The 13402-nt window shown below is 50.7% G+C and carries 11 protein-coding genes; 7 read left to right on the top strand and 4 right to left on the bottom strand.

Translation table 11 applies throughout. The annotated features are described in order from the left end of the window. Positions 1–10: 10 nt before the first annotated feature. The 3 genes from ACGHP5_RS05725 to ACGHP5_RS05715 are packed head-to-tail and all read right to left on the bottom strand — an operon-like array spanning position 11 to position 2525. Positions 11–775, bottom strand: coding sequence for a metallophosphoesterase (locus ACGHP5_RS05725; protein WP_004293601.1), 765 nt, complete (start codon positions 773–775; stop codon positions 11–13). Beyond that, the gene (locus ACGHP5_RS05720) at positions 772–1554 is read right to left on the bottom strand and encodes a hypothetical protein (RefSeq protein ID WP_008142932.1); all 783 of its coding nucleotides are present in this window, start codon (positions 1552–1554) and stop codon (positions 772–774) included. Before ACGHP5_RS05720 ends, ACGHP5_RS05725 begins: the two co-directional genes overlap by 4 nt. Next, entirely contained in the window at positions 1548–2525 is a 978-nt protein-coding gene (locus tag ACGHP5_RS05715; protein ID WP_004303975.1) for a hypothetical protein, read from the bottom strand. The genes ACGHP5_RS05720 and ACGHP5_RS05715 overlap by 7 nt, the downstream gene beginning before the upstream one ends. A gap of 224 nt (positions 2526–2749) precedes the next feature. Between ACGHP5_RS05715 and ACGHP5_RS05710 the strand changes: the two genes are divergently transcribed. The 5 genes from ACGHP5_RS05710 (at position 2750) to ACGHP5_RS05690 (ending at position 9545) form a co-directional block, all read left to right on the top strand. After that, a complete protein-coding gene (locus tag ACGHP5_RS05710) occupies positions 2750–3106 on the top strand; it encodes a hypothetical protein (RefSeq protein WP_008860783.1) in 357 nt (118 codons plus the stop codon). A gap of 11 nt (positions 3107–3117) precedes the next feature. Continuing rightward, on the top strand, positions 3118–3303 hold the full coding sequence (locus ACGHP5_RS05705; RefSeq protein WP_004293597.1) for a hypothetical protein: 186 nt from the start codon (positions 3118–3120) through the stop codon (positions 3301–3303). A gap of 93 nt (positions 3304–3396) precedes the next feature. Continuing rightward, positions 3397–7239: a phage tail tape measure protein gene (locus ACGHP5_RS05700; protein WP_009316561.1), complete on the top strand. Its 3843-nt coding sequence runs from the start codon at positions 3397–3399 to the stop codon at positions 7237–7239. Positions 7240–7251: 12 nt separating this feature from the next. Beyond that, a complete protein-coding gene (locus tag ACGHP5_RS05695; protein WP_004293595.1) occupies positions 7252–8229 on the top strand; it encodes a DUF6046 domain-containing protein in 978 nt (325 codons plus the stop codon). Then, entirely contained in the window at positions 8220–9545 is a 1326-nt protein-coding gene (locus tag ACGHP5_RS05690; protein WP_004293594.1) for a hypothetical protein, read from the top strand. Before ACGHP5_RS05695 ends, ACGHP5_RS05690 begins: the two co-directional genes overlap by 10 nt. A 9-nt stretch (positions 9546–9554) precedes the next feature. On the opposite strand, the gene ACGHP5_RS05685 is transcribed toward ACGHP5_RS05690, so the two are convergent. After that, positions 9555–10745: a toll/interleukin-1 receptor domain-containing protein gene (locus tag ACGHP5_RS05685; protein ID WP_224200102.1), complete on the bottom strand. Its 1191-nt coding sequence runs from the start codon at positions 10743–10745 to the stop codon at positions 9555–9557. Positions 10746–10826: 81 nt separating this feature from the next. Here ACGHP5_RS05685 and ACGHP5_RS05680 point away from each other — a divergent pair, with 81 nt between their 5' ends. Next, positions 10827–11717: a hypothetical protein gene (locus ACGHP5_RS05680; RefSeq protein WP_004293592.1), complete on the top strand. Its 891-nt coding sequence runs from the start codon at positions 10827–10829 to the stop codon at positions 11715–11717. Then, entirely contained in the window at positions 11714–13402 is a 1689-nt protein-coding gene (locus ACGHP5_RS05675) for a hypothetical protein (RefSeq protein ID WP_004293591.1), read from the top strand. The genes ACGHP5_RS05680 and ACGHP5_RS05675 overlap by 4 nt, the downstream gene beginning before the upstream one ends.

Genomic DNA, 13402 nt, shown 5'->3' with positions numbered 1-13402 from the left:
TATGGCAGACTTAAATCGAAATATGCGCTTCCTTATCGAATGACGTATGCTCGTTACTGAACACATAGCCCAACTGGTTGCATATGCACCGGGTGTTTCCGATGACCTTATTGATATTGCGGTGCGAGTGGCCATATATCCAGTATTCAATCGGGCTGTCTGCAATGAAACCGCCAAGCTCCACGGTAAATGCCCCATTGAGCGGACTGCCCTTGAACTCCGGCGCCATCAGTTCGAATGACGGTACATGATGAGTGGCGACAATGAGATGTCTGGCAGTACTTTGTTTTACGCTCTGTTCCAGAAAACGGAAACAGCGCGAATGTTCGTCATTGAACCTTGTCCAGTCCAGCGGTTCGCTGCCGTAACGCATCCTGCGGAAATCTGTGATGGCTGCCTCAGTTTCATAGGCATCCTGCAACAGGATATGTGACCACAGTGTGGTAGCGATCAATTCTATATCGTTACCCAATGGGATAACGGCATTATAGTGGCAGGTGATGTTTTCCCTGATTTTGAGCGACCAGCCGTTATACAGCTTGTCTATGTCGAACATCTTGTAAAACTCGTGGTTTCCGGGAACCACGATGACCCGGCTGTAATTTCCGGAAGCCCAGTCCCAGAACGGATGTCTGGAGTAGTTCTCATCTCCGATATATCCTATATCTCCGGCAAGGACAAGCACTTCTCCGGCAACAGCCAGCGGGTTGTGCTTCAAAAAACTGCTGTTCTCCCGAAACTCGAGATGCAGGTCGGATGCGTATTGGATTCTCATTGTTGTGTTATGAAATTGGCTTCAAGTTGTTCCAATAACTGTTCTCCGGAAATGCTTTTAAGTCCTGCCGATTTGAAAAAATCAGAGTTTGGCACTTCTTCTTTGACAGCCAGGCAAAACCTGTCAACATCTTGTTTAAGCGAATCAGGAACTTCGTAGGTGTCGGCAGGAGCAAGCATGGCAACCAGCCGGAATACATCTTTCTTGTGCTTGACGATATGTTTGCTGTCCACTTGTTCTCCATTGCTTTTCCGCTCGGTCATTTCTAAATAGGCCCTGCATTTCAGACAGATAAGACTTTCAATGTTCGCAATATGTACGCCCTCCTCCAACGTGCTGTGTTCAATGGTATAATAATAATAGTCATCATCCATCAAAATGGCTGACAGACTTGACAGGTCATCATCAACCGGAATGGGGGTAATGTGGGCATCGTCCGGGAATTTGACAACCCCGATATTTCGTGAAAAGAGTTCTATCTGATACGGGAAATCCGGATTTCCCGGTTCCTTGAACCTGTAATATTCATGCCTGCATTCCCCGTTCCCGGTTCCCTTATTCCTTTGTCTGTACCCTGCGGTTTTTACAAACTCCCAGAATTTTGCAGCAAAATCCGAAGACAGCGCCTCCACAATCAGTATAATGTCTATGTCCTTGGTCGCCCTTGGAGTTTGTGCATATATTTCTTCATGCATTTCACAGGCAGTACCACCTATGATGACATAGTTTCCTTCATATCCGGTGAAAAACTCCCTGAATTTATCAATTCCTCTTACCATATCATATTATTTATCATAGTTTCCAATTCTATTTGAATGCGTTCATCATCCATATCCTTCATGGCCAGAAATAAAGACAATTTGTCTACAATGCCGTTTTTTGAGAAAAAACATGGATTGTAACGCCATATCTCTATGCGGGTCTCGCCATATTCCTTGTCTGTCCGGATTTGCAACCGTCGAGCTTCTTCTTTTGCAATGGCATAAGTGTCATTTTTTTCCTTGTTCAGCATTGAATATTCCGACAAGGCATTTACTCCACTAATACAAAATACTTCATCAGGCAGACTATCGGTATATACAATCCGCTCGATGGGGTTCGCCAGGAACGGCAACATCCTGTCCCATAATTCACGCTTTTTGAACTGAAATATCATACTCTTTGTCTTGCCGCCGGATAAAGCGATAACTTCTTTATCTTTCAGCCATCTGACCGCCCGGTTTACATTGGCATACGACACGTTGAAAAGATCTGCAATATCATAAGTTCCTTTCCCTTCGAGAGACTTTACTTCAAGATGATAAAGGATTATGCATTGGGCAATTGCAGGAATCTGCGTTTCTTCACCTCCCCCGATATTATTTTTATGCGGTTTCAAATCTATCAACAAATCCGGTATGAACATTTGCTTTTGCGGTATGATGAAATTTACACGATGTCTGACAAGACGCCGTACATTATAGGCCGCCACTGTACGCAATACAAATATTACCGGGCATTGGGCTTTTCGCTCAACCAGTTCTTTTTGTTTCCGCATCTGCCCCGGAGTATATGCAGAACTGTCTGCACTATACAGAAGAACTACGTCATGCCCCAACAAGTTAGCCGTACAAAATGTATAACCGGCAGTAATGTTGGCTGGGAATGTATGCAAGACATCCTTTTCGACCGGCCTGATGTCCGCCCTCAAATCAAGCAATTCAGCGATGTACCGGCTTGTCACATCTATAAAATCATCTATTTTGCACATAATCATTTATGTTTGAGAATATGCAAAATTAACGATTATATACTATATATCAAAGAAATATATGAAATATATTCAGCGAAATTTCCTTTAAAGACTGATCTGGGAATATCAGGAGCAAAGAAGTTTTTTGTATAACATATGGATTACAAGTGAATAAGAACCGTGTCTTCAACCTTTCCACGATTCTTTGTCCTACTCTTTCGGTGAATCAAAACAAATTCGATATGGACGAAAAAATGCTTTCATTGGAACAGGAGATCAAGATCAAGGAAAAAGCCCTCAAACTGAAAGAGGAGAAGAAACTCCGCAAGATTTGTCCGATGGTCGTTTTCGGAGACACCGCAAACGGCGAGAAAGAGATTTATGTGGCCTACATGTCCGAACCGAGCTTTCCGCAGTTCAGCAAATTCATGGCCGCTTCCAAAAAGGACGAGGTAATCGCCATGCGCACGTTGGCCCGCGACTGCTTCGTGGACGGAGATAAGGAACTCGTGGACGACGAGTCGCTCTTCCTGTTCGGTCTGATGGGACAGCTTTCCGAGCTGATCACCACCCGCCAGAGTGTCCTGGTAAACTTATAAGCCGGTGGGTAGTGACCGACGAGCAGCGCATCCGCCAGCGGATGATCTATGTCCGCCACTACTTTCCCGGCGTCAACCTCGACACGATTTCCGACGAGGAGTTCGCGATGCTTTCCGAAGAGGCGTTGTGGCTGCACGAGCAGATGCTCATCAGCCGTATGCCCGTTCCGATGTCATTGCCGGAGAGGACTCCTTGACCTGCCGCCGTAAGCTTCCGGTTTGCGGCGGCCTTCGTTTCATAATCTCCGCCCTTGCGGAAAGACTATTCTTTTAACGCAGTACCCATTACCATGGCTCAGGAACAGAACTATCAGGTCAACTACTCCATCAACGTGGATGCCTCTCAGGGCACCAAGCAGGTTATCGCCTTCGGTGAGGCGGTAGGCAAGCTGGTACAGGCGAAAGCGTCCCTGACTCCGGCCGTCACGAACATCAAGAATATGATGGACGAGATAGACCGCGTGTTCCGCACCAAGAACGGCAAGAAACGTAATTTCGATTACCGCCTGACCATCGATACGAAAAAAAGCGAAGAGAAGCTGGAACGTATCAAGGGGTTACTCACGGATATTTCCACGCTTTCCAAAGGCATCAGCCTGACCATCAATGCCGGTCAGGCTTTGGACAGCAAGAAAATCAAGGCCAACGCCAAAAGCCTTTACGAGAAAAAGGCTGCCGAGATGCGCAAAGCGGAGATCGAAAAGAATGCCGCCTCGTCCGTTGGCACGATGGCAGACGCGCAGAAACGCATTACCAAAGCCATCGGGAAAATCAACTCCGCCCTGGTTTCCATGGAACGTGACCGGGAACTGCAAATCAAGACCGGGACGGCGGAAAACAGGTTGCAGCAGATACTTTCCCTATTGGGTCGTATCAAAAGTGCTTCTGTCATTTCTTTCAACATGCAGGGAGGCATACCATCCGAAGGACTCACACCTTCCGTTCCGGTGCCATATGCTCCGCAGGCCTTCGTAATGCCCGAAAAGGCCCGGCAAAAACTGATGGAACGGCTTTATGCAGGACAGCAGCTGCATCGCCAGAAACTGGTCCACGCGGAGGAGCTCTTTACCGCAGACCAGCGCCGTAAGGCGGCTCTGGCAGAAACCGCCGCGGCGGAAAAGCGGCGTGCCGATGAAGCGCGGGCTAAAGAACGGGAGTGCAAGAATGCCGCCCGTGCTGCGGAGAAAATACGCCGGCAGGCAGAACAGGCACGCCGTAAGGCAGAAACGGAACGTATAAAGGCCGAGCAGGCTGCAAGACGGCAGGAACAGCGCAATGCGATGCAGTCCGTCAGGCTCATGCAGCGGGAACATACTGCAGCCGGTACGCTCTACCGCAGTAAACGCCGTGCCGCCATCAACCGTATCCAGTATTCGAAAGCGCCGTCACTCAGGAACCTCCCGTTCGCTTCGATGCTCAATGCCTATATGGGTTACAGCCTGATCCGTTCGGAACTGACGAAGGCCATCGACTATTCCAACATCATGGAATCGGCACATTCCATCCTCCGTGTGGCGGACAGCGACCTCAAGACATTCGAGACCCGTTTTGACAGTATGGCCCGTCATGTCCGTAAAATCGGCATCGACACGAAATACACAGCCGTGGAGATTGCCGGTGCCGTCAAATACCTGTCGATGGCGGGCATGAATATCGAGACAATCAACAAGTCCATCCGCCCGATCACGAACCTGGCACTTATCGGTGACAACGACGTGTCGTATATCGCCGACCTGGCCACGAACATCATGGCCGGTTATGATATCCATAACGACAGCATGGACAGCGTGGCGGACATTATCTCCTCCACCATTTCCCGCTCGAATGTGAATATCGTGGAGATGGCGGAGTCATACAAGATGGCTGCCGGTTACCTGCGTATGGCGGGCGTGGACTTCACGGAAAGCAGTGCCGCCATCGGTCTTTTGGGCAATATGGGTCTGAAGGGAACGCTGGCGGGAACCTCGTTGCGTGCTCTTTCCACACGTTTTGCCAAACCTACCAAGGAGGCACAGGAAGTTCTGGACCGCCTGGGCATCCGGTTCACGGAAATGCGCGACATCGAGGGGGTGCAGGTCGAGAAACTCCGTCCTATAGCGGACATTTTCGAGGAATTGAACAAGAAGGGCGCGTCGATGGCGGATGTCCAGGCAATCTTCGGGAAAATTGGCGGTAACGCGGCGATGATGTTCCTGAAGAACTACGACAAACTACGAGAACTGACTTCATATAACCGGGGGTCCCAGGGCGTTTCCTCAGAACTGGCATTGGTAAAGCAGAATACGACCAAGGGATTGTGGGCGCAGGTGACCTCCCAGCTGACCGAAGGGTTCATGCAGGCATACGAGGTGTTGGAACCCTCTATCCGCACTGTGCTCCGCACTTTTCTGGCAAAGTTCAAGGCTCCGGAATTTACCCGTGGCCTGGTGTCCATCGGGAATGCCTTGTTGGACATCTTCACCGTGATCGGCAATATCGGCGCATGGGTGACCCGCAATTTCCATTGGATAGAACCGCTTGTCTTTACAGGCGTTGTCGCGACCCGGCTGTTCAAGGTGGCGGGAGCCCTGACGAATATCGGCATCGCCATGGGGTTTATCGGCAAACAGTCTGCGGCCACGACATCAATCAGTGTCGTGCAGGGGCTGCTGGGGGCGGGTGGTATCGGTAAGGTTTCGTTTGCCCAGAAGCGGGCCATCGTGTCGGCCATGCAGTCCGCAGGCGTGGCGGGACGGGGAGCGATGAACCGCGCCTTGATGGCCGGGGGCGGTGTCATCGGAGCCAAAGGAGTCCTGCAGTCGCTGTTTGCCACACAGGTGGCTACCGGCAGCGGACTGACCGGTGCTGCCGCCTCGTTGAGTGCCATCAGTACAGGCGCGGTTGCCGCCACGGCAGGTATAGCCGCATTGGTCGGGACTTTGGGATGGGTGGCTTACAAGACCTGGAAGATAAAGGAGGCGAAGGATGCCGTACTGGAAGAGATCGAATCGAACCGCAAGTACCGTTATCCGTCCATAGAGGCACTTTACTCCTCCCTGAGCGAGACCTATAACATGGCTGTCAAGACAAAGCGTGCCGTGGACGAGGTCGTTGCCGGCAAAAGTATCGAAGAGGCTTCGGGACATAAAATCGGAGCCTTCACATCCAACTGGTGGGCCGGGTTCTTGGGGGAATTTGCCATCGCTTCATCTGAGGGGATGGTATCGCGAGACCATGTGTATAACATGGACAAAGCCCGTCAGGATGACATAAGGGATGCGCTTGTCACCCTTGCCAAACGCGACAGCCAGACACGTATCGATGCCGCGTACGCCGAGTTCGGGAAGATGGGTACGGTATTGGAAGTGGACGCTTTCCTCAAGACGGTAAAGGAGCGTTTCGGGCAACAGGAGAAGGATCTCGACAAGTCTTTGTGGCGTATGCAGGATGGCAAGGCCGTCTATGTGAATGATATCGGGGACAGGTCGGAAGCGGTTGCCGCCCGCACATACGACTATGCCCGGTACATGAACACGCAGACCGTTCCGGAGATTGTGCGTGCCGCCACCGCTTATCGGAATGCCATATCGAGTGCCGCCAATGCGCATGAGCTGATGCGTAAGGGAGGGTTCGACTTTGACCAGTTCAGGGCCTGGGGATTCGAGCAGGACGAAAACGGGCTATGGAAACAGCGGGCACTGGGGCAGAACGCCACCGATGCGCAGCGTATAGACAACATCGCGCATCGCAAGCTGGCACATACGACACTCGTGAAGTTCTTTTCATCGCTCCGGCAGACTTTCGGAGGTTCGGCGGAGGCAGCCGAGAACATCCTCCGCGTGGCGGGCTTCACTCCCGACCAGTACGGCAACGAACCGGATTCCAACGATACACGTCCGTTTGCTGCCAACCCGATTACCAACACGCATCTGGATGACGGAGGGGCCGGCGGCAACTATTCCGGCACGGGGCGGTTGTCCTCGGCGGCACCTAAACAGGTCATCGTGAACATAGAGAGCCTGCTCAGTGTCAGGACCATCGACCTGATGAAGTCGAAGGAGGGGCAGACGGAAGAGATACAGAACCTGAAAGAACAACTGGCACAGGCGCTCATCGATGTCGTGCATGACTTCGATGCCTCCTGGAACGCATAAAATGAAAGGATTATGGGAAGACTGATACAAATCGCGGCCTCGACTTTGTTGAGCGGAGGCATACTCAACCACGGTTCGCTTGGCGGATACATCAGCAACGCCACGCGTCTGGCGTTGGGCATGGGGCTTGCCGAATTGCAGGACGGGCAGGTACATTACTTCTCCAGGCACCATGACCTGCTCAAACGGGCAGCCATACAGGTTGCCTCGCAGACGGCTTACGGGTTGCTACGTTCCTATCCCCGATACCTCAAATACTGGGAACAGCAGGTGCGGGACAAATATCTTCAGACACAGTCGCAGTCCAGCCTTGCGAACAAGACCGGACAGTACTACCAGCTCATCAGGGAACAGCAGGCGGTGGCGCAGAAGAAAAACCATATCGATTCCATCGTCGGCCGGACAGTGGCGGATTTTCTGGAACTGTCCATATCAGAGGAGGGGAAGTATTATGACAACAGCGAGTGCAAGGTTTTGCCGAACAGCCGGTATGGACTGGTGACATTCGTGGACCTGGGACCGCAGGTACAGGTCAGCAGCCGGAACAATATCCTGCTGACCCGGGTACAGGGGCGGGACTATACCCGCAAGGAATATATATCCGGGGGTGACCTCGAGATTACCATCAACGGCAAGATCACCTCCAAATACCCGGACGTGTATCCCGAGGCGGAAGTGTCCAAGTTTATCAGGCTGGTACAATACAAGGGTGTCATCGATTGCGACAACACGGTATTGCGCCAGTTCAACATTTCACGGTTGATTATACAGGGCTATACCTTACAGCCTACGGATTGCCGGAACGTGCAGCCGTATTCGCTGAACTGTGTCGCCGTGGAGCCATCGGAAGCCGTGGAACTGAAACTGGCGGAACAGGAAAAGGTGGACACGGCCATCAAGCACACGAACAAGTGGATCAAGTATGTTAAATTCGGTACGGAGGTCATCGACCCCGCCTCGTTGCTTAAACTGACACGTTTATGGGTATAGCTGCAATGGATATCCTCTGCTGTCGCATCACCATCGGGGATGCCGACCCATCCAATCCGATGAGGATACAGAACGGCGTGGAGATTACGGAAGTCCAGTCGCTCGAAATCAACGAGAGTTACAAGAAGCTGATCGGAACGGCCAAAGTGATATTCCCGAAAGGGTCGGTATGCCGCTCCACGATTATCGGGAACGTGACATTGGAGGGCAAGGACGTGTCGAGGATAACGACGGAGGTGATGCAGGACGGTGTCATCATCGAGAAACGCAGCGCGCAGCGTCTGGTTGACGAGACGACATTCAAGGTCGGACAGCGCATCAATATCAAGCTGGGCTACAACGGCGTGCTGAAAAATATGTTCGACGGATACATTACCGGATACAATTCGGACAGCACGCTGGAAATCCAGTGTGAGAATATGGCCTACAAACTCAAACTGAAACAGGCACCTCATTTCGAGACCCCGGCGAAAGGGACGACGGTGAACGAGGTGCTGGAAGGCAAGTATAATATCCTGAAAGATACCGGCTTCAGGATACACTCGGATACGAAGCGGTTTGAGATACATATCGGCAAGGTAAAGGTCACGGACAACTTCACGGTAGCGGATATCCTTTCCGAATGGTCGAAGTACAAGGTCTACTGTTTTTTAAAATACGATGCCGATGATGACGGGGCCATACCGTCCATTGCCGTCGGGCGTCCTTATTCGTCCAGCAAGGCTCAGCCGGTATTCCCGGAGGATGAATCGACAGGACCGTACAGGATATACTTCAACGAGCATGTGGCGCAGAGCAACCTGAAAGTGGTCAAGACCGATCCGAAGTTTTTGGCGGTGACGGGCAAGGCACTCGGGACGGATGAAAAATTCTTTGAGGTGACAGTACGCATGAATCCTGAATACGACCCGGCGACGCCGGGCAGCAAGGAGTTTCAGACGGTCAATGCCACGCAGATTTCAAAAAAGACGCACAAAGTAACGGGCAACACGACGGCATCAGGAGCGAAGACCAGGACCAAGGTGGATTTATCCACATATACCATCGTACCATATATGTCACCTCATGTCGGAATCAATTCCGACCGGCTTGTAGAAGAGACGACGGAATACTTTCGGAATTACAATCTGAACGGAATCACCGGCAATGTGACAGTATTCGGGGATTTCGGACTGTCTCCTGCCGTACAGGTGGAACTGATCGACTACCGTAATCCTTCCAAGAACGGCGTATACCTCGTGGAAGAGGTAACGACTACTTTCGGGGTGGGTGGATACAGGCAACAACTGAGTATTCCGTATAAAATTAGGAAATAAGATTTACCGTTATTCAACAGGAGGAATTTCTATCAATGGTTCTTCGTTTATTACCTTGATAATATTCGGAAGTTCGCTATTGTATTTATCGTCAGTAGAGCAATCAAAACCTTTTCTTCCACTAATGAAATCCGGTGTCGAAGTTTCAAAAGACCCTTTGCGTACAACCGGTATAAATTTAGTGGTTCCCTGATTGTTATATATTTCATGTGATATTATACCCCCTTCATAAGCGGCACCTCCTTTACCGGATTCAGCTTTCTCTTTATACTTTGGAGTCAGAATGCACAGAACTTTAGTTGCCTTACGGATGCTTTCAAGCATAAATTTAGGCAAGTCAGTTCCATGAGGTTGATACTGGTCTATTTGAGCATCAATCCCTCGTCTTCGCAAATCTTTGGCGAAAGTTTGAATCCAATTCATAAAGACATTGTCTTCTACCTCCCACGCATACGAAATCAACACAAACGGCTTGTTTTTATTCACAATTGGTTCTTCCGCCACTTTATTGAGAATTTCAGGCAGAGGCGTATTATCGATTGTAGGAATGTCTACATCTGCCCAAGGATTCAAAGCTTCTTGTATCGCATCTTTTGGAGTATTCATTAGCAGCAGCCTGTTTATTTTGATAGACAAATCTTTGAGGAATTTTTGTACATCATTCTCATCAAGAGCTAAAAATAAAGTCCTATACCATTTAATTCTTGATGTAAATTCTTCCTTTTCCCGCAATTCTGCCATATATTCCCCATATGTATGAGGTAACGACAATGTTGTTAAATATGGCCTGATTGTATTATAAAACAATGGTCCATCTACATACAGCGGCGCATAATCATTTTCTTTGTTCGATCCGATAATATTCCAAAGCTGTTCATATATATCTGATCTACTGGTCTCTTTTTCATAAATTGTCCGCTCAAGGGAAATTTTAGGAATAACACACTCTCCCCCATTTATAACATCGGCACCATTCTCCGTAAGAGCTATAAAATCTCTATCTTTTAAGTAGAGATAGCCATTATCAATGAGGGTATTTACCAGGAAATACAATATACCCAATTGATTACGAGTAAATTGCTTTTCAGCTGCAAATCTAAAATTTCTGAGCATGTTACCTTGCCCGGCTTTAAAGCATCTTGATTTTTGAAAGAAATCAAATATATATGTAATATAGGATTCTAAAATTTCTTGTTTCATAAGTAATATCATTGTCTTTGCAAAAGTACAAAATAATTGGCAACCAATAAACTATGCTCCTCCTATTCTTTCAAAAAACTCATGTCTTCAGACAAATCCAACCAGTTGCTTATCCGTGAGGCTATCCGCAAGATAGCCTTGGGACGGAGTATGGAGCGTATCAATCTGGCTCCCGGAGGCATGTCCGGTATCGGTACGGCCCGCATGATACACGGCTATGTCGCCAAGATACACGACAACCCCTCGGACGAGGAGTTTTCCGACTACGGCGGTACCATTGATGTCGGCGAGTACCCGGACGAGACGGCCTCCGCCGAACCTGTTATCCATAAAGGCGTGTTGCTCTCGGCCGCCACCAACAGCGAAGGCGGCTTCCTGATCGTCCCCGCACTTTTTTCCGACGTGACCATCTTCATGGATGCCGCCACCCGTTATGCCTATGTGGTTAACTTCTCCCATGTGGATATCCTGCGGCTCAATGCCCGCACGGAAACCGTCATCGGCGTGACCGAAATGGAGGAACTGGATCCGGAAAACGACTCTTCCCCGGACTACGACGAACTGGAAACCACCGGTAACGAGACCTCCACCCACTATACGCCGACGGCCGTCACAACAACCGTTAGGAATGACAAGGACAAGGAAGCGACAACCGTTATCGATGCGGAAAGCATCACGCATACGGTGGACAAGTCTGAAGTCAGACAGACAGCAGATAAAGTGGTACAAAAGGTCAATTCCACGACCGTTGCCGTTGCCGACAACAAGGTGACGCTCGGTGACGAGAATGCCACCGAGCCGCTGGTTCTGGGTAATGAGCTTGCCCGGCTGATGCTCGACTTCCTGACGGAATGTTCGAAAATCATGACTCCCACACTGATGGGCACGATGTCGCCGATCAATATGCCGAACTTCATCTCGCTGACATCACGTATCCAGAAATTTCTTTCCAAGACCAGCTATACCAAATGAGCGTACAACTGCATCCCGATATAGAAACCCTCGACAAGGAGAGCCTGTGCTATTCCATCTATGCACAGCTGTACCATAACTTTTTCAATGCCCAGCAGAAAAAGGACGACGAGCATCCTTACGGCATCGAGGAAGGCGACGAGACCAGCCTGAGACTGAAGAATACCGCTTACGGTTTTGCATCCGCCATTGCCGGAGCCGTTACGGGAGAAGGCGGTTCCGGAAGCGGTGGCTTGCTGTTGGATTACCTGAAGAAATCGGGCGGTGACATGACCGGCAAGCTCAGTGCCAATTACGGTTTCGAAGCCGGCATTGGAAACACCCGTATCCTGGAAACCTATTCGCAGGACATTACCGATCCGGAAGGTGTGGTAACTGCCATCGAGTACGGTATCAGGATTACCGGCAACCTGAAAGTCGGGGGCGACAGCCTGCATATCGGCGGCAGGCAGTTGCTCCGTTACGACGCGGACAAGGCCACCGCTACAATCAACGCTTCCCATATAGACTTTCTGGATGCGACGGTACATTCCAAAGGGGCATGGATTATCGGGGACGAGGATACAGGAATATCCATCTCCCCGACACGGCTGGCCGTGGGCGGGCAGGATGTCTATCATCGTGGCAACGCCAATACGGACACGGTGGATTGGACGATGCGGGACGGCATGGTGAGACGGAATCTGACGGTGCGAGGGAGTACGGTCATGGATGGCGGACTGAAAGCCTTGCAAGGCGTGGAACTGGGCGACAAAGGGAAATGTCTGCTTTCGTTTTCGGAAGAGGATGTCGCGCTCGGCGGGTTCCTCTCGTTCCTGGACGGATTCGGCATCCGGATCGGAGATGTTCCCGTACTGCTCTGTACCGACAAGGACAAGATACAGTTCGGGAGTATCGGCGGTGACCTTCTTTTAGGCGGCGACCATACCCCGAAGATACGCCTGTTCTCCGGCATATCGGACGTGGACGGCGAGTGTCTGATGCTTTCCCCTTACGGAAAGGCTTGTTTTCCGGGCTCGCTGACTGTCCGCCACAACTACGGCGCCGACCTGCTCTCCTCATACCGGGTAGACACTTCCGATGAAGGTATCGTTATCCACAAGCGCTTGCGGATGGGCACAGCAGAGGGATTTATGTTCACAGGCGACAGGGAGCGCGTATCGCTTTCTTCCGAGGTAATCTACGAGGAAGAGGACGTAAGGACGGCTATCCCTCACAGCACGGATTTTTCACACCGTCCGTCCGTGAGCTGTTATGCCCCGCAGAACCGTCACAGCGAATCGTTCCATATCCGCACCGATGCCGATTTCGTTACGGTCGCTGTTCCGTTGGAAGCAGCCGGGCATATCGGAATCCATGCGTCGCCCACCCGGATTACTGACAGAATCCTATACTTGACAGAGGCGTTACGCCTGCAAGCGGTGGAGGACGGTATCCGGCATTACGGAAACAGCGTCTTTACCGGGTCGCTCTCTTCGGAGTTCTTTTCCCCGGGCCTTTCCGGAAGCGGATGGGCTGTCCGCCGGAACCGGACGACAGGAGGCGTCTCCGCCACATTCGACGAGGTGGTGGCCCGCCGTAAGTTCCGCGCCTATGAGTTCGAGGTCGAAAAGACTTCGGTAACCAACGGTTCCTTCTGGATCAGCGACAGCTGTTCGGGAGACACCGTGGAAAAACTGTCATAA

Origin of the sequence: Alistipes sp. i18-0019-D1, assembly GCF_042852885.1 — a bacterium.
Taxonomy (GTDB): Bacteria; Bacteroidota; Bacteroidia; order Bacteroidales; family Rikenellaceae; genus Alistipes.
The sequence above is the reverse complement of the archived record's forward strand: the minus strand, read 5'-3'. Positions and strand labels throughout refer to the sequence as shown.